The organism is Microbacterium paraoxydans (assembly GCF_018224615.1).
In the GTDB taxonomy this organism is placed as follows: domain Bacteria; phylum Actinomycetota; class Actinomycetes; order Actinomycetales; family Microbacteriaceae; genus Microbacterium; species Microbacterium paraoxydans_B.
This window is the reverse complement of record NZ_JAGTUK010000003.1, coordinates 810,069-834,126: the sequence shown is the minus strand read 5'-3', so window position 1 is coordinate 834,126 and position 24,058 is coordinate 810,069. Positions and strand designations below refer to the sequence as shown.

At 71.8% G+C, this 24,058-nt stretch carries 19 protein-coding genes, 1 tRNA gene and 1 pseudogene; 14 read left to right on the top strand and 7 right to left on the bottom strand.

Annotated elements, in window-relative coordinates; genetic code table 11:
• Positions 1-110 precede the first annotated feature (110 nt).
• Entirely contained in the window at positions 111-2,633 is a 2,523-nt protein-coding gene (locus tag KE274_RS14210) for a LuxR C-terminal-related transcriptional regulator (protein ID WP_249186329.1), read from the top strand.
• Positions 2,634-2,672: 39 nt separating this feature from the next.
• Here the strand turns inward: KE274_RS14210 and KE274_RS14205 are convergent, their stop codons facing one another.
• Positions 2,673-3,059: an SHOCT domain-containing protein gene (locus KE274_RS14205; RefSeq protein WP_211544797.1), complete on the bottom strand. Its 387-nt coding sequence runs from the start codon at positions 3,057-3,059 to the stop codon at positions 2,673-2,675.
• 194 nt (positions 3,060-3,253) lie between these two features.
• Between KE274_RS14205 and KE274_RS14200 the strand changes: the two genes are divergently transcribed.
• From KE274_RS14200 to KE274_RS14180, 5 genes are all read left to right on the top strand, one after another.
• Positions 3,254-3,688: a DUF6325 family protein gene (locus tag KE274_RS14200; RefSeq protein ID WP_211544793.1), complete on the top strand. Its 435-nt coding sequence runs from the start codon at positions 3,254-3,256 to the stop codon at positions 3,686-3,688.
• 1 nt (position 3,689) lies between these two features.
• The gene (locus tag KE274_RS14195; RefSeq protein ID WP_211544792.1) at positions 3,690-4,031 is read left to right on the top strand and encodes an SHOCT domain-containing protein; all 342 of its coding nucleotides are present in this window, start codon (positions 3,690-3,692) and stop codon (positions 4,029-4,031) included.
• 37 nt (positions 4,032-4,068) lie between these two features.
• Complete coding sequence (locus KE274_RS14190; protein WP_211544790.1) at positions 4,069-5,433, top strand: hypothetical protein; 1,365 nt, start codon at positions 4,069-4,071, stop codon at positions 5,431-5,433.
• Positions 5,434-5,507: 74 nt separating this feature from the next.
• Positions 5,508-7,841 (top strand): sulfatase-like hydrolase/transferase, encoded by a 2,334-nt coding sequence (locus KE274_RS14185; RefSeq protein ID WP_211544787.1) that lies wholly within the window; start codon positions 5,508-5,510, stop codon positions 7,839-7,841.
• Positions 7,842-7,909: 68 nt separating this feature from the next.
• Positions 7,910-8,794, top strand: coding sequence for a formylglycine-generating enzyme family protein (locus KE274_RS14180; protein WP_211544993.1), 885 nt, complete (start codon positions 7,910-7,912; stop codon positions 8,792-8,794).
• 18 nt (positions 8,795-8,812) lie between these two features.
• On the opposite strand, the gene KE274_RS14175 is transcribed toward KE274_RS14180, so the two are convergent.
• Positions 8,813-9,745, bottom strand: a complete 933-nt coding sequence (locus tag KE274_RS14175) for an HAD family hydrolase (protein ID WP_211544785.1) — start codon at positions 9,743-9,745, stop codon at positions 8,813-8,815.
• 170 nt (positions 9,746-9,915) lie between these two features.
• On the opposite strand from KE274_RS14175, the gene KE274_RS14170 reads away from it, so the two are divergent.
• The 5 genes from KE274_RS14170 (at position 9,916) to KE274_RS14150 (ending at position 16,278) form a co-directional block, all read left to right on the top strand.
• Entirely contained in the window at positions 9,916-10,125 is a 210-nt protein-coding gene (locus tag KE274_RS14170) for a heavy-metal-associated domain-containing protein (RefSeq protein ID WP_211544783.1), read from the top strand.
• Positions 10,125-12,374, top strand: coding sequence for a heavy metal translocating P-type ATPase (locus tag KE274_RS14165; RefSeq protein ID WP_211544780.1), 2,250 nt, complete (start codon positions 10,125-10,127; stop codon positions 12,372-12,374). Before KE274_RS14170 ends, KE274_RS14165 begins: the two co-directional genes overlap by 1 nt.
• 23 nt (positions 12,375-12,397) lie before the next feature.
• Complete coding sequence (locus tag KE274_RS14160; RefSeq protein WP_211544779.1) at positions 12,398-12,658, top strand: YHS domain-containing protein; 261 nt, start codon at positions 12,398-12,400, stop codon at positions 12,656-12,658.
• 67 nt (positions 12,659-12,725) lie between these two features.
• A complete protein-coding gene (locus KE274_RS14155; RefSeq protein ID WP_211544776.1) occupies positions 12,726-14,936 on the top strand; it encodes a heavy metal translocating P-type ATPase in 2,211 nt (736 codons plus the stop codon).
• Positions 14,937-15,069: 133 nt separating this feature from the next.
• Positions 15,070-16,278: a hypothetical protein gene (locus tag KE274_RS14150; RefSeq protein ID WP_211544774.1), complete on the top strand. Its 1,209-nt coding sequence runs from the start codon at positions 15,070-15,072 to the stop codon at positions 16,276-16,278.
• Positions 16,279-16,436: 158 nt separating this feature from the next.
• Here KE274_RS14150 and KE274_RS14145 read toward each other — a convergent pair.
• From KE274_RS14145 to KE274_RS14135, 3 genes and pseudogenes are all read right to left on the bottom strand, one after another.
• A pseudogene (locus tag KE274_RS14145) lies at positions 16,437-16,661 on the bottom strand (cytochrome ubiquinol oxidase subunit I); the annotation flags it as partial.
• A gap of 80 nt (positions 16,662-16,741) precedes the next feature.
• Positions 16,742-18,049 (bottom strand): Na+/H+ antiporter NhaA, encoded by a 1,308-nt coding sequence (gene nhaA / locus KE274_RS14140; protein ID WP_211544772.1) that lies wholly within the window; start codon positions 18,047-18,049, stop codon positions 16,742-16,744.
• Between the two features lie 60 nt (positions 18,050-18,109).
• Positions 18,110-18,283, bottom strand: a complete 174-nt coding sequence (locus tag KE274_RS14135) for a hypothetical protein (RefSeq protein WP_211544770.1) — start codon at positions 18,281-18,283, stop codon at positions 18,110-18,112.
• An 80-nt stretch (positions 18,284-18,363) separates the two neighbouring features.
• On the opposite strand from KE274_RS14135, the gene KE274_RS14130 reads away from it, so the two are divergent.
• The gene (locus tag KE274_RS14130; RefSeq protein WP_211544768.1) at positions 18,364-20,436 is read left to right on the top strand and encodes a vWA domain-containing protein; all 2,073 of its coding nucleotides are present in this window, start codon (positions 18,364-18,366) and stop codon (positions 20,434-20,436) included.
• Positions 20,437-20,510: 74 nt separating this feature from the next.
• Here KE274_RS14130 and KE274_RS14125 read toward each other — a convergent pair.
• Both KE274_RS14125 and KE274_RS14120 read right to left on the bottom strand, forming a co-directional pair.
• A tRNA-Arg gene (locus KE274_RS14125) sits at positions 20,511-20,586 on the bottom strand.
• A 16-nt stretch (positions 20,587-20,602) separates the two neighbouring features.
• Positions 20,603-21,409 (bottom strand): SGNH/GDSL hydrolase family protein, encoded by an 807-nt coding sequence (locus tag KE274_RS14120; RefSeq protein WP_211544766.1) that lies wholly within the window; start codon positions 21,407-21,409, stop codon positions 20,603-20,605.
• Between the two features lie 93 nt (positions 21,410-21,502).
• On the opposite strand from KE274_RS14120, the gene argS reads away from it, so the two are divergent.
• Complete coding sequence (gene argS, locus KE274_RS14115; protein ID WP_211544764.1) at positions 21,503-23,167, top strand: arginine--tRNA ligase; 1,665 nt, start codon at positions 21,503-21,505, stop codon at positions 23,165-23,167.
• A gap of 28 nt (positions 23,168-23,195) precedes the next feature.
• Positions 23,196-24,050, top strand: a complete 855-nt coding sequence (locus KE274_RS14110; RefSeq protein ID WP_211544763.1) for an LmeA family phospholipid-binding protein — start codon at positions 23,196-23,198, stop codon at positions 24,048-24,050.
• Positions 24,051-24,058: the final 8 nt, after the last annotated feature.

Below are 24,058 nucleotides of genomic sequence, written 5' to 3'. Positions count from 1 at the left end.
GCGGCCAGCGTAGCCCGCCCCCTTCCGTGCACCGCGCGTGCGTGTTCTCATCCGGGTGAGAATCGGGGACGCCAGCGTGCCATCGCGCGGCCGTCACTAGGGTGACTGCCATGTCGTCCCCCGCACGTCTGGCGAGTCCAGGGCCGGCCATGCGGTTCCGGCCACCGGCCCCGCAGCCCGGTGTGCTGCGACGTGACCGGGTCACCCAGGCTCTGCGCGCGGCGGTGTCAGCCTCGGCCGTGACCGTGGTGAGCGCGCCCTGCGGTTTCGGCAAGACCACCGCCGTGGCGCAGTGGGCCGCGACCACCGACCGGGTGGCGTGGCTGGCGCTGAGCCCGTTCGACGTCGATCCCGGCCGGCTGACGCGCGGCGTGGTGGAGGCGCTGCGGACGAGCTCCGGCGACGCGGGTGAGCTGTCAGCGGGGCTCGGAGACCCGGAGCGCGCGTATGAGGAGATCTGTCGCGTGTTCGGCGACCGCGCCGCACGAGTGCACCTGGTGGTCGACGACGCACACCGTGCGGGCGAGCGGTGGCGTGACGGGCTGCTGGGCATGCTCACCGAGCAGCCGCCGGACGGACTGCGGGTGGTGCTGGTGGGGACCACGCTGCTCGAGCTGACCCTGAGCCGCCAGCGCGTGACCGCACCGGAGAGTTTTCTCGGCGCTGACCTGCTGAGCTTCACGCACGACGAGGTGGCGCAGCTGGCGCCGACCGCGCGGGACGGTCTCGGGGCGGACGCGATCGTCGAGGAGACCGGTGGCTGGCCCATCGCCGTGCGGCTCATGATGATCGGCGGCGCCCGTCCCGAGCGGGGCGCGCCGAGTGCGTCGAGTTTCCTGGGGGAGTACGTGCGCGAACACGTGCTGGGCGCACTGCCGCCCGAGGTCGCACGGTTCGTGCTGGACACGACGGCGTGCGCCGAGCTCACGCCCGAGGTCGCGGTGGCGGTGACGCTGCGCGACGACGCCGCCGACCTGCTGGAGACCTGCGTGCGGCTCGGGTTGTTCCTCGACCGGTTCGACGGACCGCACGGACCGGTCTACCGCTGGCACCGCACGTTCGCGCGCCGTTGCGGAGAGATCGCGGCGGCCGACAGGGAGCGGCTGGCCGAGGTCCACCGTCGGGCCGCCGTGACGCTGGCCGACCCCGACCCGGTCGCCGCGATCGGGCACGCGCTGCGAGCGGGCGACACCGGCGTCGCGCGCGAGATCCTCGCCCGGCGCTGGCTCGGACTGGTCGTCGCCGGGGATGCGGTCGAGGTCGAGCGCGCCGCCACCGAGCTGCTGCGGCAGGACCCCGACGATGCGCACCTCCTGCTGGTTCGCGCGTGCGCGTGCGATGCCCTCGGCGAGCCTCATGTGGCCCGCGAGCTGTTTCAACGGGCGCAGGCGCTGCTGGCCGGCGACAGTGCGGAGGAGTCGGCCGTCGTGCCCGTCGCCCGGCTGCTGCTCGCGGACGAGAGCGCCGACGTGGTCGAGGCCAGTGCGCGGGTGCACGCGCTGCTGCACGAGGCGTCGGCGGTCGAGCTGGCGGACCGGACCGCACTGGACTACCTGCTGGGCTGGAGCGAGATCCGTCACCGCGGCGACCCGGGCCTGCCTGCGGAGTACTTCGCCGATGCGGCGCGCGAGGCCGAGCGCTCGGGTGACCTGGAGCGGGTGCGCTGGTCGCTGGCGCAGCTCGCGTTCGGGCAGGTCTGGGCCGGCCGGTTCGTGGACGCGCGGCACACGCTCTCCCGCGTCGGCGCGACCGCGGCCGACGCCCCGCCGACGGGAGGGACCGCGGCGGCGGCATCCGGGTTCGTGGCCTACTGGTCGGGCGACAGCGCGGAGGCGATCGCGGCGTTCTCGGCGGTGCGGGGCGACGGCGAGAACGATCGTGTGGTCGCGGGGCTGGCCAGGATGATGATCGCGTACGCGGCCGCGGAGACCGGTGACGTGGCGGCCTGCCGTCGTGCGGCGATCGCGGTGCAGGAGATCCCGCTGGAGGTGATCCGCGGGTTCAGCTGGGCGGCGCTGCGCGAGTCGGCCGTGGCACTGCTCGACGAGGCGGTGGGCAGCGGGGACCGCGCGCGCCGGATCGCGGGACGCGCGGTGCAGCGTCCCGACCTCCCCCTGGTGAATGTGGCGCTGGCCGGTGTGCTGCGCCGCGCCGAGGAGTACCCGGCGGCGCTGGAGACGCTGCGCTCGCTGCGCGGCTACGGCGAGGTGTCATACGTGAAGGCCTCCACGCTCATCACGGCGGCGGTGATGCGTCGCCATGCGGGGCGTCACGAGGAAGCGCACGAACTGTGCGAGGCGGCCGTCGCCGTCGCGTCCGGCGAGGGGATCCGCGTGCTGTTCGGACCGCGGGAGGTCGCGGTGCGACGGCTCCTGCACGAGCACGTGCACTTCGGCACGCAATTCGAGGACTTCATCGGCCGCTGCCTCGCGATGGATGCGGGCGGCTCGCTCGCCGACCGACTGTCGGAGCGGGAGCGCGAGGTGTTCCAGCAGCTGCAGACCGCGCGGACGCTACCCGAGATCGCGCGTGAGCTGTCGGTGTCGATCAACACGGTCAAAACCCATCAGCGCGCGATCTACCGCAAGCTGGGGGTGTCGTCGCGCCGGGAGGCCGTGCGCTCGACGGTGTGAGCGGGCGCCGCCGGACCGGGCGGCACCCGCTCCTCGGAGTCAGGCGAGGGCGCGCGCCTTGATCGACGCGAACTCCTCGTCGGTGATCGTCCCGGCCGCGCGCAACTTCGCCGCCTTCTCGATCTCGTCGGTCGGGCTCGAGCCCGCCACGCTGCGGATGTACGAGTCGGCCGCATCCTGCTGCTGCCGGTACGCCGCCGCGCTGCGCTCCGCCATGCCGGGGCCGCGCGCGATCAGGTAGATGAGCGCCGTGAGGAATGGGACGAAGATCAGGAAGACGATCCACACGGCCTTCCACCAGCCGTTCAGTGCGTGGTCGCGGAACAGGTCGGCGACGATGTTGAACAGCACCATGAGGTAGGAGACGAAGACGAACACCCAGAAGAACCACCAGATGATGTCCCAGAAGCTTTCCCAGAAGGACACGTCGGACCCCTTTCGTTGATGAGCAGGTGAGGCGATCGTGGCAGGGCCCGTCGCGTCCGACGTCACGGTGGTCACCCCATCCGGGCGAGTCCCCGGCGGTGACGCTCACCCCGACCGGGTGACCCGGGGGAGAGCACCGCCCGGCGGGGGTGCGAGCATGACGGGCGTTGATCCGCGCGAGGAGAGGGCACCCCATGAACGATTTCCGGTTCGGCCCCGTCGAGCTCTACCTGGTGGGGTTCGAGGGTGAGCGGCCAGGCCCCGGCACGTTCCGTGCGCTCGCGGACGTGGCCGAGAGCGGCGTCATCCGCATCCTCGACATCGTGTTCGTCAGCAAGAGCCCGGCGGGTGAGATCGAGATCCTCGAGCTGGAGGACGATGCGGAGCAGCTCGGGCTCGCCGGGTTCGCCCCGATCGCTTCCGGTCTCGCGGGGGAGGAAGACGTGGAGCTGTTGGCCGGCGAGCTCGATCCGGGTCGTTCGGCCGCGGTGGTGGTGCTGGAGCTCGTGTTCGCCCGGGTGCTGGCGCGGGACCTCGCCGCGGCGGGCGGCCGCGTGCTGCGCACCGAGCGCGTGCCGGCACCCGTGGTGAATGCGCTCATGGACATCCTCGACCAGGAAGGGGACTGACATGCCTCTGCGGAGATTCGGACGCCCCGGGCTGCTGGGGCTCGCCGCGCGCACGGCGGTGGTCGCGGGCACGGCCTCGGCCGTCACGGGAGCGGCGCAACGACACCAGGCGCGCCGTGCGCAGGAGGAGTACGAGCAGCAGCAGTACGAGGCCGCTCAGCAGCAGGCGCAGGTCGAGGCGACGGTGCAGAACATGGCCGCGCCACCGGCCGCGCCGACGCCGGCGCCGGCCGCGGGAGACGACCTGATCGCGAAGCTGCAGCAGCTCGCATCCATGCAGCAGGCCGGAGTGCTGTCGGCGGAGGAGTTCGCGGCGGCGAAGCAGAAGCTGCTCGGCACGTAGCCGCGGAGCGCCACGGCGACAGCGCGGAGGAGGACCGATGGGCGAACTCGATGAGTTGAAGGCGCGGGTCGAGCTGCTCGAACGCGAGAACGAGGCGCTCCGCGCTCCGCGACGTCGCCCATCGGCGCGCGGCATCCTCGCCGGGATCGTGCTGGCGGTGGCGGTGCTGCTCGCCCCGGTCGCGGTGCTCGGCACGTGGGGGCGCCTGCAGCTCGTGGACGCCGACCGGTTCGTCGCGACCTTCGGTCCCCTGGCGCAGGACCCGGATGTGCAGGACTTCGTGGCCGATCAGGTGAGCGCAGCGATCGACGAGCAGGTCGACCTCGACGCCGTGGTGGGGGAGCTGTTCGACGGGCTGCGCACGCTCGACCTGCCGCCGCGCGCCGAGAGCGCCCTCACGCTGCTCGAGGCTCCCGCCGCGTCCGGGCTGTCGTCGCTGATCGACGGCGTGGTGCATGACGTGGTGTCGTCCGCGCAGTTCGCCGACATCTGGTCGCAGTCGCTGCGGGTGGCCCATGAGCGCGCCGTCGCGGTGCTGCAGGATCAACCGGGTACCGCGCTGCAGCTCGCCGACGACGGGGTGCTGTCGCTCGACCTCGGCGTGGTGATCGAGCGCGTCAAAGAGGCCCTCGCGGAGCGCGGTGTCGGAGTGGCCGACCTGATCCCCGTGATCGACCGCTCCATCCCGATCGCCCAGGCCGATGCGCTCGTGTTGGTACGAGCGCTGTACCAGGTGGCGGTCGCGGCGGGGTTCTGGTTGCCGTGGGTGCTCGTGGGGCTGGTCGTGGTGGGGATCCTGCTGGCGCGAGACCGGTCGAGGGCGCTGTTCTGGACGAGTGCCGCGCTCGCCGCGGCCTTCCTGCTCCTGGCTGCCGGCATGGGCATCGGCCGCTCGTTCTTCCTCGGCGCGGTGAGCCCGTCGATCATGACCTCCGCTGCCGCGGCCTCGCTGTTCGACGCGGTCACCACGCTGCTGTCCTCCACGGTCGCGGCGCTCGCGCTGCTGGCGGTGCTGGTGGCGGTGTGGGCGTGGGTCGCCGGGTCCTCGCGTGCGGCCGTGCGCACGAGGACCGCCGCAGAGAGCGGTTTCGCCGCCATCCGGGGTGCGGCGGAGCGCCACGGCGTGACCACGGGACGGTTCGGTGTCGCGGTGGACCGGTATCGCGGGCCGATCCTGGTCGCGGGGCTCGTGGTCGCGCTGCTGGTGCTGATCCTGTCGCGACCGGTGACGTTCGGTGCGGTGCTCGGCGTGACCGTGGGCGTGCTCGTGCTCGTGGTGCTGGTCGAGCTGCTGCGCCGCCCTCCCGAGAGCCCGGCGGAAGACGCCGCCGAGGGCACGGTCGACGAACCGGCAGGCGATGCCCGCGGCGATGCGGCGGCGGTACTCACCCGGGAGGGATGAGCGCCACCCCCGTCGGCCGCGGCAGCCGGGGATACTCGGGGCACGCGAGGACACCGGCCACAGGAGGAGCAGCCATGTCGGACTTCAACCAGGACTTCGCCGGAGAGATCCGGCTCGATGTGCGGGACTCGACGCCGGACTGGTCGCCGTACGAGTTGCGACGCGCCCCCGAGGGCGCACCGAACGTGCTCGTGATCCTGTACGACGACACCGGGCTCGCATCGTGGTCGCCGTATGGCGGGCGCATCAGCATGCCGACCATGGAGCGGCTCGCGGCGGGCGGGCTCACCTACACGCAGTGGCACACGACGGCGCTGTGCTCACCCACCCGGTCGACGATGCTCACCGGGCGCAACCACCACGTGAACCGGGCAGGCGTGATCATGGAGGGCACCAACGGGTTCCCCGGCTTCGCGGGGCGGCTGCCCGCAGAGTGCGCCACGATCGGGCAGGTGCTGCAGGACAACGGCTACTCCACGTTCTGGGTCGGCAAGGACCACAACGTGCCGGAGGAGGACAACGCTCCGGGCGGCAACCGGTCGATGTGGCCGCTGCAGCTCGGGTTCGACCGGTTCTACGGCTTTCTCGGCGGGGAGACCAACAACTGGTATCCGGATCTCGTGGAGGACAACCACTTCATCGAGGCGCCCTACACGCCGGAGGAGGGCTACCACCTCTCGAAGGACCTGGCGGATCAGGCCCTGAGCATGATCCGCAACCAGCAGGCGTCGAACCCGTCGAAGCCCTGGTACCTGTGGTTCTGTCCCGGTGCGAACCACGCCCCGCACCACGCGCCCCAGGAGTACATCGACAAGTACAAGGGCGTGTTCGACGACGGCTACGACGCGTACCGCGAGTGGGTGCTCGCGCGTATGGTCGAGAAGGGCGTGCTCCCGGAGGGCACCGCGCTCACGCCGTTCAACCCGCTGCCGGACGACGTCGCGAATCCCGCGGACGTCGTGCGGCCCTGGGCCGAGCTGAATGACGACGAGCGGCGCCTGTTCGCCCGCATGGCCGAGGTGTTCGCCGGGTTCAGCGAGTACACCGACGCGCAGGTCGGCCGCATCATCGACTACCTCGAGGAGACGGGGCAGCTCGACAACACGCTCGTGTTCTATTGCGCCGACAACGGGGCATCGGGGGAGGGCTCGCCGGACGGCTCCGTCAATGAGAACAAGTTCTTCAACGGCTTCCCGGACGACCTCGCCGAGAACCTCGCGATGATCGATCGGCTGGGCTCCGCCGACACCTACAACCACTATCCGACGGGGTGGGCAGCGGCGTTCTCGACCCCGTTCCAGATGTTCAAGCGCTACTCCCAGTACTCGGGCGGCACGTGCGACCCGATGGTGATCCACTGGCCGAAGGGCTTCGAGGCTCGCGGCGAGCTGCGCCACCAGTACCACCACTCCGTCGACGTGGTGGCGACCGTGCTCGACGCGATCGGGATCGAGATGCCCGAGACCTACCGCGGGGTGGCCCAGCGCCCGCTCGACGGCGTGTCGATGCGGTACAGCTTCGACGCGGCGCCCGACGGCCCGAGCGAGAAGCACGTGCAGTACTACTCGATGCTCGGCACTCGCGGCATCTGGAAGGACGGGTGGAAGGCGGCCGCAGTGCACGCGCCCCTGAGCGGCAAGGGTCACTTCGACGACGACGCGTGGGAGCTGTACCACGTGGCGGAGGACCGCGCCGAGGCGCACGACCTCGCGGCCGAGCATCCGGAGAAGTTGCAGGAGCTGATCGACGCCTGGTTCGCGGAAGCGGAGGCGAACTTCGCCCTGCCGCTCGACGACCGTTCGGCCAGGGAGCTGCTGACCGTGCAGCGTCCGCAGGCGGAGCCGCCGCGCGAGCGCTACGTGTACTTCCCCGGCACGGCCGCGGTGCCGGAGAGCGTCGCGGTCAACGTGCGGGGGCGGTCGTTCTCGATCATCGCAGACGTGGTGCTGGAGGAGGGGGCGCAGGGCGTGCTGTTCGCGCACGGCTCGCGGTTCGGCGGGCACTCGCTGTTCCTCAAGGACGGTCGTCTGACCTATGTGTACAACTTCCTCGGCATCCCGCCGGAGCAGACGTTCACCTCCGAGCCGCTCGCGCCGGGGCCGCACACGCTCGGCGTGCAGTTCGTGCGAGAGCGCGCGGGGGAGCACGGCGAGTCGGTCGGCACCGCCACGCTGTACGTCGACGATCAGGCGGTCGCGTCGGGGCCGATGCGGGCGCAGGTCGGCAAGTTCACGCTGTGCGGCGACGGACTGTGCGTGGGATGGGACAGCGCCGACCCGGTGAGCCGTCAGTACGGCAGCTCCTTCCCGTTCACGGGTGGCACGCTGCTCGGCGTGGCGGTCGACGTGAGCGCGGAGCAGTACCTGGATCTGGAGCGGGAGGCGGCCGCGATGCTGTCTCGCGAGTAGGTGCCGTGAGTGCCTCTCCGACGCGGCCCGCACGCGCGGGCGAGCCCTACCATGAAGGCATGGCGGCGATGATCGAGGTTCCCGGGGGCACGCTGCAGATGGGGTCCGATGAGTTCTACCCCGAAGAGGGACCGGTCCACGAGCGCGAGGTCACGTCGTTCCGCCTCGACGAGCACCCGGTGACCAACCGCGAGTACGCGCGCTTCGTCGACGAGACCGGCTACGTCACGGTCGCCGAGCGGCCCATGGACCCCGCCGACTACCCGGGCGTGCACCCCGACGACCTGGTTCCCGGCGCCATGGTGTTCACACCGACGCCGGGACCGGTCGACCTGCGCGACTGGCGGCAGTGGTGGCGGTGGGAGCCCGGCGCGTTCTGGCGTCGGCCGTCCGGCCCCGGCTCGTCGATCGACGATCGGCTCGACCATCCCGTGGTGCACGTCGCCTTCGCCGACGCCGCCGCGTACGCCGCGTGGGCGGGCAAGCGCCTGCCGACCGAGGCCGAGTGGGAGTGGGCGGCACGCGGCGGTCTGGTCGGCGCGCGGTTCGCGTGGGGCGACGAGACCCGGCCGGACGGCGTGCTGATGGCCGACACGTGGCAGGGCGCGTTCCCCTACCGCAACGACGGCGCGTCGGGCTGGGTGGGCACGGCGCCCGTGCGCAGCTTCCCCGCCAACGGGTACGGGCTGTTCGACATGATCGGCAACGTGTGGGAGTGGACCGCCGACTACTGGACCCACCGGCACGTGCCGCCCGGCACGGTCGCGGTGGATCAGGGCCGCCGGGCGAGCCTGCTGTCGGCGGAGCCGGGATCGCCCATCCCGCGCCGAGTGCTCAAGGGCGGCTCCCACCTGTGCGCGCCCGAGTACTGCCTGCGGTATCGGCCGGCCGCGCGGTCGGCGCAGGCGGAAGACACGGCGATGACGCACATCGGGTTCCGCTGTGCCGTGTGAGCACGCCGCCCCGGGGTGTCACGACGGCGCGGGGAACACGGCCGACCAGTCGTCGCGCACGCTGACGACGGTGTAGCCCTGCGCGTCGGCGGCGGCCAGGACTCGCTCCGCCCCGCTGTCGTACGGCGCGTCGTCGCGGTCGTGGTCGTCGTGGTGGATCAGCAGCGCCAGGCCCTCCCTCGGGCCGCCTCGGGCGTAGTCCAGCATCGGACCGTCGCCGTTGGAGTTGCCCGCCGCGAGCAGGGGGCGGCGGCCGACGCGGCTCCAGATGCGCACGGGCTTCTCGGGACCGTCGTCGAAGAACGCCAGAGCCGGGGAGTAGCGCACGCGTGCCCCGCTCTCGTCGTAGGTGAGTCCGAACGCCGAGCCCACGACGCGTTCGGGCGGGATGCCGTAGGCGTCCTGGGTCATCGGGCGGAGGAAGTCGCGCTCGCCGCCCGAGACGATGTAGCACGTGAAGCCGTGCCGTTCGAGGTACCGCAGCAGCTCGACCATCGGCTGGTACACGAGCTCGAGGTAGGGGCGGTGCAGCACGGGGTGGCGGGCGGTGCGGAAGAAGTCGGATACGGCGGCGGCGTATTCCTCCACGTCCACGCCGTCGGTGAGTCCGACCAGAGCCGTGATGATGGTGCCGAGATCGGAGTCGTCACCCGCGTAGTGCTTGTCGATCGCGGTGCCGAGCCACGCCAGGTCGCCCGTGACGGCCGCGCGATACGGCTGCGTCTCGGCGAGCGAGGGGTTCGCCAGGGCGGCGTCCCGCCAGCGGTCCACGACGTAGTGCAGCTGTGTGGGCATGGGCTTCTCCGTCCACAGGGTGCCGTCGTTGTCGAACACGGCGATGCGCTCGGCTTCGGGCACCGCGTCCGGCCCGTTCGTGACGGCGGTCACGAACGCCTCGATCGCCCGGCGGGTGGGGGTGTCTCTCCAGGAGGGGAGGGTCGCGTCGTCCATGGGCTCAGCGTGACAGCGCATGCGCCGGGGTGGCGCGGCCGGGTCACCCTGCGAGGGCGAGGACGGCGGGCGACGTGGCTTCCGGCTGTTTCGGGAATACCCGTGAGAGGTATAAGGTTGTGGCGAGGGAGTACCCCAGGGGGGTATCCCAGAGATCGAGAGGAACGACGATGAACACGAGCGAGTACCAGGTCACCGGGATGACGTGCGGCCACTGCGAGCTGGCCGTCCGCGGCGAGGTCTCCCAGATCCCCGGCGTCGACGGCGTCGACGTGAGCGCGCAGACCGGGCGACTCGTCGTACGCAGCACGACCGTTCTCGACGACGACGCCGTCCTCGCCGCGGTCGACGAGGCCGGATACCAGGCGGTGCGAGCCTGATGGACACCGGCACCAGCGTCGAGCTCGACATCGGCGGCATGACCTGCGCCTCGTGCGCCATGCGGATCGAGAAGAAGCTCAACCGCATCGACGGCGTCACCGCGACCGTCAACTACGCGACGGAGAAGGCCAAGGTCACCGCACCGGCCGGCTTCGACCCGGCCCTGCTGATCGCCGAGGTGGAGAAGACCGGCTACACCGCGGCGGTCCCGGCACCCCCGGCCCCGCCCACCGAGAACACCGCGCCCGACGCCGCGGATGACGAGCTCGTCTCGCTGCGCCACCGGCTGATCGCGTCGATCGTGCTCACGGTGCCCGTCGTCGCGATGGCGATGATCCCCGCCCTCCAGTTCACGTACTGGCAGTGGCTATCGCTCGCCCTCGCCGGGCCCGTGATCGTGTGGGCGGCGTGGCCGTTCCACCGGGCCGCATGGATCAACCTGCGTCACGGCGCGGCGACCATGGACACGCTCATCTCGATGGGCACGCTCGCGGCGCTGCTGTGGTCGCTGTACGCCCTGTTCTTCGGCACGGCTGGAATGCCGGGCATGACCCACCCGTTCGAGCTGACCGTGGCCCCGAGCGACGGGGCGGGGAACATCTACCTCGAGGTGGGTGCCGGGGTCACCACGTTCATCCTCGCCGGGCGCTACTTCGAGAAGCGCTCCAAGCGACAGGCAGGGGCGGCGCTGCGGGCACTGCTCGAGCTCGGCGCGAAAGAGGTCGCGGTACTGCGCGACGGTGTGGAGACGTGCATCCCGACGGGCGAGCTGGCGGTCGGCGACGAGTTCGTGGTGCGACCGGGCGAGAAGATCGCCACCGACGGCATCGTGGTGTCCGGCACCTCGGCCGTGGACGCCTCGATGCTCACGGGCGAGTCGGTGCCGGTGGAGGTGGGCGAGGGCGACGCCGTGACCGGGGCCACCGTGAACGCGGGCGGACGTCTCGTCGTGCGCGCGACCCGCGTCGGCTCCGACACGCAGCTGGCGCAGATGGCGCGGCTCGTGGAGGAGGCGCAGACCGGGAAGGCGCAGGTGCAGCGCCTCGCCGACCGCGTCTCCGGCATCTTCGTCCCGATCGTGATCGCGGTGGCGCTCGGCACGCTGGGCGTCTGGCTCGGCGCGGGCTTCCCCGCCGCGGCGGCCTTCACCGCGGCCGTCGCCGTGCTCATCATCGCGTGCCCCTGCGCCCTGGGCCTCGCCACCCCCACGGCGCTCCTCGTCGGCACGGGTCGTGGTGCGCAGCTGGGCATCCTGATCAAGGGTCCGGAGGTCCTCGAGTCCACCCGCCGCGTCGACACGGTCGTGCTCGACAAGACCGGCACCGTCACCACCGGCCGCATGACCCTCACAGCCGTGCACGTCGCCGACGGCGTCGAGCGCGCCGAGCTGCTGCGCCTCGCCGGGGCGCTGGAGGACGCGTCGGAGCACCCGATCGCCCAGGCCGTGGCCGCCGCGGCGACCAGGGAGCTGGGGCCGTTGCCCGCGCCCGAGGGGTTCACGAGCATCGAGGGCCGCGGCGTGCAGGGCGTGGTCGACGGTCACGCCGTGGTCGTCGGTCGAGTGTCGCTGCTCGAGGAGTGGTCGCTGCACCTGCCGGATGCGCTCGCCGCGGTGAAGACCGAGGCCGAGCGCCAGGGAAAGACCGCGATCGCGGTGGGATGGGACGGCGCGGCTCGCGGTGTGCTCGTGGTGGCCGATACGGTCAAGGCCACGAGTGCGCAGGCGGTGGCGCAGCTCACGGCGCTCGGGCTCACACCCGTGCTGCTCACGGGCGACAACCGCGCCGTCGCGGAGCAGATCGCCGCGGAGGTGGGCATCGAGGAGGTGATCGCCGAGGTGCTCCCGGCCGACAAGGTCGCGGTGGTGCGGCGGTTGCAGGACGAGGGCCGCGTGGTGGCGATGGTGGGCGACGGCGTGAACGACGCCGCGGCTCTCGCTCAGGCCGATCTCGGCCTCGCGATGGGCACCGGCACCGACGCGGCGATCGAGGCGAGCGACATCACTCTCGTGCGCGGCGACCTGCGCAGCGCGGCCGATGCGATCCGCCTGTCGCGCCGCACGCTCGGCACCATCAAAGGGAACCTGTTCTGGGCGTTCGCGTACAACGTCGCGGCGATCCCGCTCGCGGCACTCGGCCTGCTCAACCCCATGCTCGCCGGCGCGGCGATGGCGCTCTCCAGCGTCTTCGTGGTCGGCAACAGCCTCCGCCTGCGGTCGTTCCGCAGCACGGCGGTGGACGCACAGTGACACAGAGAAGAAGGAGCTCCGACATGTCCGATTCCCCCGCAGGGTCCTGCTGCAGCGTTCCGGCCACCGGTGGTATCGCCGCCGAGGGGCGCCGCGACCTGCTGGCGTCGAACGCCGAGGGCATGACCACATGCCCGGTGATGGCGGGCACCCCGGTGTCGATCGCCGCCGCGGAGGCCGCAGGGCTGTACCGCGACCACGAGGGCACGCGGTACCACTTCTGCTGCGCGGGCTGCGGTCCGGCGTTCGACGCCGACCCCGCGAAGTACCTCGCGGCCGCCTGAGCGACCGCACCGTGCGGGGCGCGTCACCGCGGCCCCGCACGGCATCATCGACCTTGGAGGGAAGATCATGAGCACCCCGCACCACGACCACGGTCCGCGCACGGATCACACCGCTGTCGACTCCCACGCGGGTCACGAGCCCCACGCGGGCCACGACCCCCACGCGGACCACACGGCCCACGCGGATCACGACCCCCACGCGGGCCACGCTGACCACGCGGCCCACGCGGCCCACGCGGCCCACGCGGATCACGCGGGTCACGGCGGTCACGCGGGCCATGGCGGTCACGGCGGTCACGGCGACCACGTCGGGCAGTTCCGGCGCCTGTTCTGGATCATGCTGGTGCTCGCGGTGCCGACGGTCGTGCTGTCCGGGATGTTCGCGATGATCCTGGGGTACACGCTGCCCGACGTGCCGGGTCTGACTTGGGTGTCGCCCGTGCTCGGCACGGTCATGTACGTGTGGGGCGGCCGGCCGTTCCTCGCGGGCGCGGTCGGCGAGCTCCGGGCGCGCAAGCCCGGCATGATGCTGCTGATCGCGCTGGCGATCACGGTCGCCTTCGTGGCGTCGTGGGGCGCCAGCCTCGGGCTGCTGCACCATGAGCTCGACTTCTGGTGGGAGCTGGCGCTGCTGATCGTGATCATGCTGCTCGGGCACTGGATCGAGATGCGGTCGCTCGCCCAGACCACGTCCGCCCTCGATTCCCTCGCGGCGCTGCTGCCCGACGAGGCCGAGCGCGTGGAGGGCGACCAGGTGGTGCGCGTCACCCCGGCAGATCTGCGAGTGGGCGACGTGGTGGTGGTGCGGCCGGGCGGCAGCATTCCCGCCGACGGGCGCATCGTCGACGGTCGCGCGTCGATGGACGAGTCGATGGTGACGGGGGAGTCGCGCACGGTGTCGCGTGCCGTGGGCGACCCGGTCACGGCGGGCACGGTCGCGACCGACTCCGGGCTGCGCGTGGAGATCACGGCGACGGGCGACGACACGACCCTCGCCGGGATCCAGCGGCTCGTGACGGAGGCGCAGAACTCGTCGTCGCGGGCGCAGCGCCTCGCCGACACGGCCGCGGGCTGGCTGTTCTGGTTCGCGCTCGGTGCAGCCGCGATCACGGCGGTCGTGTGGACACTGGTGGGCCTGCCCGACGACGCGGTGATCCGCACCATCACGGTGCTGGTGATCGCGTGCCCGCACGCGCTGGGACTCGCGATCCCGCTGGTGGTGTCGATCGCCACCGAGCGCGCCGCCCGCGGCGGGGTGCTGGTGAAGGACCGTCTCGCGCTGGAGAGCATGCGCACGGTCGACACGGTGCTGTTCGACAAGACCGGTACGCTCACGAAGGGCGAGCCGGTGGTGTCCGAGGTGTCGGTCGCGGGCGAGGGCGACGCCGATGCGGTGCTGGCTCTGGCGGCGGCGGCCGAGGCCGACAGCGAGCACCCGCTGGCGAAGGCGATCGTGCGTGCCGCGCAGCAGCGCGGGCTGACGGTCCCGGCGAGCCGTGACTTCTCGTCGTCCCCCGCGGTGGGCGTGACGGCCACGGTCGACGGAGCCAGGGTGCGCGTGGGCGGTCCGCATCTGCTGAGCGAGGAGGGCGCAGAGGAGCTGCCCGTGGCCGAGGGTTGGCGCACGGACGGCGCGATCATCCTGCACGTGGTGCGTGACGGTCGGGTGATCGGTGCGCTCAAGCTCGCCGACGAGGTGCGCCCGGAGTCGCGGGAGGCGGTGGACGCGCTGCACGCCCGCGGGGTGCAGGTCGTGATGATCACGGGTGACGCGGAGGCCGTGGCGCACACGGTCGCGGCCGACCTCGGCATCGACCGCGTGTTCGCCGGAGTGCGCCCGGAGGACAAGGCCGCGAAGGTGCAGGAGCTCCAGCGCGAGGGCCGTCGGGTGGCGATGGTGGGCGACGGCGTGAACGACGCACCCGCCCTCGCGCAGGCCGACGTGGGCCTGGCGATCGGCGCGGGCACGGATGTCGCGATCGCCTCGGCCGGCGTGATCCTTGCGGGGGACGATCCGCGCTCGGTGCTGTCGGTGATCGCGCTGTCCCGGGCGTCGTACCGCAAGATGAAGCAGAACCTGTGGTGGGCCGCGGGCTACAACCTGCTGTCGGTGCCGCTCGCCGCCGGTATGCTCGCCCCGATCGGGTTCGTGCTGCCGATGTCGGTCGGCGCGGTGCTCATGTCGCTGTCGACGATCGTGGTCGCGCTCAACGCGCAGCTGCTGCGTCGCCTCGATCTGCGTCCCGAGGTCACGACCCGCGAGATCCTCGGGCGCTAGCGTTCACGCGGTCCTGGCCAGCGGCCGGGAACATCGCTCGGTGGGCGCGTTCGGGGGTCGTCAACCCCGTAGGGTTGCCCTTGTGCCTCTGGAGCCCCCCACGCTGAAGCCCGTCGTCGGCGACCCGCGCCGCATGCGTGTCGAACGCTTCCCCGTCACGATCCTGCTCGGCATCCAGTTGGCGGCGATGGTGGTCATCCCCGCAGCGCTGAAGGGGACGGAACCGTTCGGGCTGATCGTCTCGATCTGTGCGGTGACGGTCGCCGTCGCCCTCTTCATCGAGTTGATGGTGCAGCCGCTGAAGATGCCGGAAGCGACCGCGAAGCCGATCACCGCCCGCGCGGCGTTCACCGTGCTCGGCGTCGGCGTGGTCGCCACCGTCGTGTCGACGCTTGGCGGGCGCGGCACCTACGCCGTGCAGATCGGTGTCGCCTCGGAGTCGCCCATCGTCTCGATCGCCGCGCCGTTCACGCTCTGGGTACTGTTCGGCGTCTCGCTCGTTCTGTGGCTGTTCCGACACGGCCAGGTCACTCGGGCGACGGCGCTGTGGGTGTGTGCGATCGCCGCCGTGGTGTTCCTGTGGGAGGGGCTGATGCGGGCCATCCTCGGGCAGTCGGCGGCGCTGATCCTGACGGTGCTGATCCTGGCCATGTTCGCGAAGCTGATCCGCCTGCGGACGCTCGTGATCGTGCTCGCGGCGATTCCGATTCTGTGGCCTCCGATCTACGAGTTCCGTGACTCGCTGCGGCGCGCGTCCGTCTCGGGACCCGGAGCGGTGAGCGCGGACGCACCGTTGGAGCGACTGCAACTGGACACGCAGATGGCTCTCATCTCGCGTTTCGTCCCGCGCCCGGCCGGTTTGGAGGTGCTGGACCTCCCGACGCTGTTCCGCATCGGTCTGATCCCGGGCTTCCTCGATCCCGACCGCCCTCCGCTCAACACCGGTTCACAGATGAGCGTTGCGCTCGGGGGCGCTCCCACCAGCTCGCAGTCGGCCACGATGCTCGGCAACGTCTACATCTTCGAGGGCTGGGTCGGCATCGTCGTTTTCGCCGTGGTGCTGACCGTCATCATGGGCTTCCTCACCCGCCGGGACAATCCCTGGGCGCTGGCGGGGATCGGGCTGGTCTATTCGTACGGCATCTCCTTCAATGCGTCCTATCCGGACGTCATTCCGCGCATGCTCCAAGCCTTGATCTCCTTGGCGGTCGCATACCTGCTGGTCAGGATCCTGTCAGGGCCGAAGGCGCGCGCCGCATCCGATGCGCGGGTGCGTCGGCGCGCAGAGGAGCGCCGGCCGCGCCAGTCGAAGCGCGCCGGTCGGCCCGCAGTCCGCCGCTAGGGGCTCGATAAACAAAATCGGGTCGCGGCTCACCCGGCCGGTGTGTCGCGGTCGCGTGGGGCGGGCGGCGCGACGGGGGCCTCGGCGACGCCCTCGTGGTTCAGGTCGAAGGCCGGGCGCTCGCTGCGGATGCGCGGGATCGAGGTGAAGTTGTGCCGCGGCACGATCTGCATACCCGGCGCGAACAGCTCGGCCCGGATGACCAGCGCCATCACCCCGCCGAGCAGGAAGAACAGCACCGAAGTGATCAGGTACATGTACCCGATCGTCTTGTGGTCGGTGGAGGTGATCCACTTCACCACGATGTTGCCCTTCTGCTCCACGCGGGAGGAGCTCATCAGAGCCGCCTGACGGGCGTCGGCGCGCCGGGAGTCGGTCGTCATCGGGGCCTCTTCTCTGCGGTGCCGTCGTGACGTCCGCGACGGGATGATGCGCCGACGTTAGGCAGCGCATCACCCAGCGCTCAGGGCATTGACAGATCCCGCCGGTCGCGGGATGAACCCGAGGCCGTCCGCCGCGCACGGCGACTGCGCAGGCCGAGCACGGTCCCGCCGAGCACGGCCGCGAGCAGGGAGCCGAGCAGCACGCCGATCTTCACGTGGTCGTCCGCGACGCTGCTGCTGCCGTAGGCCAGCTCGCCCACCAGCAGTGACACCGTGAACCCGATTCCGGCGAGCAGCGACATGCCGATCACGTCGGGCCAGCGCAACGTCTCGTCGAGGCGCAGCGCCGGAACCCGGCTGAGGGCGAAGGTCGTGAGCAGGATCCCGGCCGGTTTGCCGATCACGAGTCCCGCGACGATCCCGACCGTGATCGGATCGGTCAGCGCGGAGACGAGCCCGTCCACCCCGCCGATGTCCACGCCCGCGGCGAAGAACGCGAACACAGGCACCGCCAGGAGCGTGGCCACCACGCCCCACCGGTCGGCGAAGTGCGCGGCGAGGCCGTCGTAGACCGGGGCGCCGTCAGCGTCGGTTCCGGTGCGCACGCGGGCGCGCGGCGTGGCGTGCACGGGCACCAGGAAGCCGAGAAGCACACCGGCGACCGTGGCGTGCACCCCGGAGGCGTGCACGCACACCCACACCGCGACCGCGAGCGGGAGCAGCAGCCACCAGGAACGCACGCCGTTCTGCACGGCGAGCGCGAAGCCGGCAAGGGGGAGCAGCGCGAGGATCAGCCACGGCACCTGGATCGTCTCGGTGTAGAACGTGGCGATGATCGTGATGGCGATGAGGTCGTCGATGATCGCGAGGGTCAGCAGGAACACCCGCAGGGCCGGCGGCAGGAAGCGCCCCACGACGGCGAGCACCGCGACCGCGAAGGCGATATCGGTCGCCGTGGGGATCGCCCAGCCGCGCAGCACGTCGGGCCCCGCGGTGGCGTTGATCGCGAGGAACACCAGCGCGGGGATCACCACGCCGCCGACCGCCGCGGCGATGGGCACGGCCGCGCGCCGGGGGTCGCGGAGGCGCCCGGCGACGAACTCCTCCTTCAGTTCCAGCCCGACCACGAAGAAGAACACGGCGAGGAGCCCGTCGGCGGCCCAGGCTCCGACGCTCAGGTCGAGATGGAGCTCGGGGATGCCGAAGCGGACGTCGCGCACGCTCTCGTACCAGGGCGCGGCGGGGGAGTTGGCGAGGATCAGGGCCGCGACGGTGGCGGCGAGCAGCAGGGCGCCGCCGAGCACTTCGCTGCGGGCGGTGGTGCGGATACCGCGCCACAGCTCGTGCGGCGCGAGACGGAAACGGGCAGGGGACGACGAAGAAGACACAGGGGTACCTCACGGAAGAGATGGGCGGTCGATGCGAGGGCGCCGCGCCATCCGGCGCGGCTAGCCCCGTGGCGGCGGGCAGCCCGCGATCTCACCGTGCGAGATGGTGCCCCACACGCTCGTCCACCCGTTCGTCCCCGGGTGCAGCACGACGCGCATCCACTCCGTCATCGGCGTCGCCGACGACAGGCGCTGCGGGGCGCGCGTCGAACCGGCGGAGACGAGGGAGGGCACCCGTCCAGGCTACCCGTCGCGGGCGGATCGTTCCCGGGTGGGGGTGGACCGTGAGAAACCCCTTCGCGTACGGTCGTGGCATGGCTTCGAAGAGGGTGTTCGCTGCGGTCGTGGTTTCCGGTCTCCTCGCTGCGGTCTCGATTCCGACCGCGGCCGTCGGGGCCGTGCCCGTCCCCGACGCGCAGTCGGCCGTCGTGACGGTGCGCACGGGCGGCGACCGGGTGAGCGACGACGTGGTGGGGTCGCTGGCCGGCGTGCAGCTGGGCCTGTTCGCGACCGAGACCGCGACCACGCCCGAGGCGGTGTGCACGTCCGACGCCGACGGCGACTGCAGCTTCGTGCTCGACGGCGCGCTGCTGGGCTCCTCGTTCTGGGTGGGCTCGGTGGCGGTCCCCGCGGGGTGGTACGACAACCCGGTGCTGCGGACGGGGCCCGCCAGTGGCTCGAGCTCCACTGCCTCCGCGTACCGCTTCCCGACTCCCGCCGTGCAGGCCGGACAGACGTACCGGTCGACGCGAGAGTTCATGTACTCCTCGTCGAACTCGCTGCCGACCCGCTCGAACGGCGTGTGGCAGCAGTCGCGCGTCAACCCGACTCTCGACGCGCAGTGCGGCTCGGACGTCGCGATCGTGATGGACCTGTCGGCCTCGGTCGGCTCCTCGCTGCCGCAGCTCAAGCAGGCCGCCGACGCCTTCGCCAACGCGCTCGTCGGCACGCCGTCGCGCGCGGCCGTGTTCAGCTTCTCGCGGCAGTCGCCCAGTGTCGAGACCGCGACCGGGCAGCCCAGCGAGAACCGTCCCGAGCTGGTGTCGCTGTCCACGCAGGCGGGCGCCGACGCGTTCACGGCGCAGTACGCCGGGTGGTCACTCGGCTCCGGAACCAACTGGGACCGCGCCTTGCAGGAGGTCGCCGCGGCCGCGCCGAGCTACGACGTGGTGATCGTGCTCACCGACGGCAACCCCGACCGGTGGGGTGCGACCCACGGCGACGGCTCGAACACGCACTTCACCGACGTCGAGGCCGCGGTGTTCTCCGCGAACACGCTCAAGGCGGAGGGCTCGCGCATCATCTCGTTCGGCGTCGGGTCCGGCGTGGAGGGCATCAGCGCGCTGAACCTCGCCGCGATCTCCGGCCCGGTGGCGTTCGACGGCACCAACCTCGCCGATGCGGACTACTTCCAGACGGCCGACTACGCCGCGGCGGCCGACCAGCTGGGGCAGTTGGCTCTCGCCGGTTGCGCGGGCTCGCTGTCGGTCGTGAAGCAGCTCGTGCCCGGTGACACGACCGGCGAGGACGTCACGGGGGCCGTGCCGGCGGGGGAGGGCTGGACGTTCGACGCGCAGCCCGCGACCCCCGGCACCGTGATCGCTCCCGCGACCGCCGCCACGGTCGCCGACGGCACCGGCACGGTGTCGTTCGAGCTGACGCCGCCGGCCGGGTCGAGCACCTCCGGCGTCACGGTCGCGGAGCGTCAGCAGGACGGCTACACCCTCGTCACGCAGGGCGGCGAGAACGCCACCTGCACCGATCTCACGACCGGGACCGCGGTGCCCGTCACGTCGGTGGGCGCGACCGGGTTCACGGTCGACGTGGCCGCTGCGGCCGCCGTCAGCTGCACCGTGTACAACCGCGCGCCCGCACCGGCGGCGATCGTGGTGAACAAGCTGTGGGTCGTCGACGGAGAAGACTTCGCCGACGGTGCGCAGCCGGCTGGGCTGACCGCGGCGCTCGCGCTGACCGGGCCCGGCACCGCGGGGGCGACCCCGCAGCCGTTCGGTGCGAGTCGCGGCGGCTACGTGGAGGACGACGCCGTGACGATCTCAGAGACCACGACCATCGAGCGCGAGGGCTGCACGCTGAACTCCAGCTCGGTCGAGGCGGCGGGAGGTGCCACGGTGTCGGCCACGGTGCCCGCGACCGTCACGCTCGCCCCGGGCGACAACGCCTACCTGATCCGCAACGTGGTCACGTGCGCCGTCACGCCCTCGCCGGAGCCGACCGACCCGGGCACGGGAACGGAGCCGCCCACCGGGTCGGGATCGCTGCCCGCGACGGGTCTCGACCAGGCCGCGCTGGCTCCTCTGATCGCGGGGGCCGTCGCCGCCGTGCTGGCCGGGCTCCTGCTCCAGCTCGCCCGTCGCCGCCGCTCCTGACCGGACGCGGGGCGGTCCGTCCCACGAAAGAAGGTGGCCATCTCGAGAACGAGATGGCCACCTTCTGTGATCCGTGGTGCCCCCGACAGGAGTCGAACCTGCGACCTACGGTACCGGAAACCGGCGCTCTATCCACTGAGCTACGGAGGCGTACCGATCGACCTTATCACTCGTCGGGGGTGGTCTCCGACCCGCCCGCTTCCGTGACGGGGGCGGCGCGCAGCTCGTCCAGCGCGGCGGCCAGCTTCTCGGCGAGGTAGCGGTGCCCGGAGGTCGACGGGTGCTTGCGTCCGACCTCCACATCGATCACGGAGAGGTAGTTCTGCTCGGTGATCCAGTGCTGCTGCACGGGGGAGATGTACCACCACCCGCGGGCGGCGGCGAGCGCGGAGAGGTCGTGGTCGATGCGGGCGGTCTGCGCGCCGACGGGGAGCTCGTGCGGGGCCGGGCCGAGCACCACGATCGCGGCGTCGGGGTAGAGGGCGGTGAGCGCATCCCAGGCCGCGGTGACGGCCTCCCGGTACCCGACTTCGCCCTGGGCGCGGTCGTTGATGGAGCCCTGGATGATCACGAGGTCGGGGTCGAGCGTGGGGTCGAGTGCGGCGATGCGCTCCCCGAACGTGGGGCCGTCGAGTCCGGGCTTGAGGTAGCCGCTGCCGCGCACGCCGTTCACGATCGTGTGCCCGTGGATCAGATCGGCGAGCACGTACGCGTAGCCGAGCGTGGGGTCGGTGGCCGCGGAACCGTAGGTCCAGGAGTCGCCGAACACCAGCACGGTGGGGTCTTCGGGCAGCGCGAGGGGAGCCGGGGCGATGACCGCGGCGGTGGTGTCGTCACCGGCGGCGACGGGGGCCGCGGAGGGTGCGGGAGTCCACGGTCGCCACACGCCCAGAACGCCCGCCGTGACGGCGAGCAGCAGCGCGGTGGCGACACCGGCGGCACGCAGTCGGCGGCGGGTGGCGGGGGCCTTCATGGCATGAGAGTAAGTCACGGTGGGCCGAACGCCAATTCGGCGCGACGCACGGGGGCGGAGAGGGCCGCTCCGCCCCCGTAAACTGGGGAGTCTATGAACCCCGAAACCCTCGCCTCCGCCATCCTCGCCGTCCTCGCTCCGATCGCCGAGGTTCGACGTCCCGGCGAGCCGCTGGGGGTGACCGCCGCCGACATCGTGCTGGAGCGTCCGCGCAACCGTGACCACGGCGACTGGGCCTCCAACATCGCGATGCGCCTGGCGAAGCCGTTCGGCACGAACCCGCGCGAGCTGGCGCAGGAGATCGCCGACGGGCTCGCCCGGGTCGACGGGGTCGCGAGCGCCGAGGTCGCTGGACCGGGGTTCCTCAACATCCGCCTCGATGCGGCGGCGGCCGGCGCGCTCGCGAAGGTCATCGTCGACGCGGGGGAGGCGTACGGCACCAACTCCTCGCAGGAGGGCGTGAGCGTCAACGTCGAGTTCGTCTCGGCCAACCCCACGGGGCCCCTGCACATCGCGCACACGCGCTGGGCGGCGCTGGGCGATGCGATCGTGCGCCTGCTGCTGGCGAGCGGCGCGCACGCGGTCCGCGAGTACTACATCAACGACGCCGGCGTGCAGATGGACCGCTTCGCTGCCTCCGTGCTCGCGGCGGCGAAGGGCGAGCCGACCCCGGAGGGCGGCTATCCCGGCGAATACATCGCGACGCTCGCTGGTCGTGTCCTGGAGGCGCGTCCCGACCTGCTGGAGCTGCCGGAGGACGAGCAGCTGCACGTCGCGCGCGAGCTCGGCTACGAGTACCAGCTCGCCGAGATCACGCACTCGCTCGACCGCTTCAACGTGCCGTTCGACGTGTGGTTCTCCGAGCGCACGCTGCATGCGAAGGACGCGTCGGGCCTGAGCCTGATCGACCGCGCCGTCGACCGTCTCCGCGAGCAGGGGCACGTGTTCGACGAGGACGGCGCGGTGTGGGTACGCACGACCGACTTCGGCGACGACAAGGACCGCGTGATCCGCCGCTCGAACGGCGAGTACACGTACTTCGCCGCCGACGCCGCCTACTACCTCGACAAGGGCGACCGCGGTTTCCGCGACAAGATCTACCTGCTCGGGGCCGACCACCACGGCTACGTGCACCGTCTTAAGGCGGTCGCCGGTGCCGCCGGCGAAGACCCGGAGAAGAACGTCGAGGTGCTGATCGGCCAGATGGTGTCGATCAACGGCGCGCGTCTCAGCAAGCGCGCGGGCAACATCATCGAGATGGACGACCTGCTCGACTGGCTGGGCACCGATGCGCTGCGCTACTCGCTGGAGCGCTCGCCCGCCGACTCGCCCCTCGACCTCGACCCCGAGCTGCTGCAGAAGCGCACGAACGACAACCCGGTGTTCTACGTGCAGTACGCCCACGCGCGCACGCACAACGTGGCCCGCAACGCCGCCGACTCCGGGGTCGACCGCTCCGAGTTCGCGCCGGAGACGCTGACCCACGAGACCGAGGCTGCGCTGCTGGGCGCGCTGCAGGAGTTCCCGCGCATCGTGGCGTTCGCCGCCCAGGTGCGTGAGCCGCACCGCGTGGCCCGCTACCTGGAGGAGCTCGCGGGCCTGTACCACCGCTGGTACGACAATTGCCGCGTGATCCCGCTGAGCGACGACCCGGTGGAGAGCGTGCACCGCACCCGCCTGTGGCTGAACGACGCCGCCGGTCAGGTGTTCCGCAACGGTCTCGGGCTGCTGGGCGTCTCCGCGCCCGAGCGCATGTGACCACCCGGCCGTACGGCAGGATGACACCATGAGCGACGACAACCACACGCTGCCGTACCCGGAGCCGTCGAAGGAGCACCCGACGCTGGTGATCCCCGGCGGGGGTGCGCCGCAGCCGGAGGCGTCCGCGAGCCGAGCCCCGCGGCGGCCGCGGTGGCCGTGGGTCGTGCTGATCGTGGTCGTGGTGCTCGCAGCGCTCGTGGTGGCGGCTGAGTTCATCGCCCGCGCGGTGCTCCCGGGCGTGGTGCGGTCGATCGTGATCGAGCAGCTCGACCTGCCGGCGGATCAGCAGCTCGACGTGGAGACGACGGGTCTGCTCTTGCCGCAGCTCATCGGCGGGCGGCTCGACACGCTACACCTGTCCACCGACTCGGTGACCCTGGAGGGCATCACCGGGGCGGCCGACGTGACCGCGACGGGGGTGCCCCTGCGCGGTGGCGACCTCGGCGGCGCGGACGGCACGATCCGCATCGACCAGGACCAGTTCACGTCCCTACTCGCCACGAGCGATCTTCCCGTCGACTCGGTCGAGCTGAACGAGCCGAACGCCACGCTGGGCGGCTCGTTCGACGTGCTCGGGACCGCCGTGCCCGTGTCGGTCACGCTCACGCCCGGCGCGGTGGACGGCGACCTGGAACTCACCCCCGTGGCGGCGAGCGTCGGCGGCATCGACATCGACCTGTCGCGCGTCGGCTCGTCCTTCGGGGGAGTGGGCGAGAGCCTCACGGAGCCGCGCCGCGTGTGCATCGCGGACCAGCTGCCGGCCGGGCTCACCCTGACCGGACTGCAGATCGTGGGCGACGCCGTCGTGATCGACGTGGACGTGAACGGCGCGATCGTCACGGACGAGTCACTGCAGGAGAAGGGCACCTGCCCGCGCTGAGCCGCGGC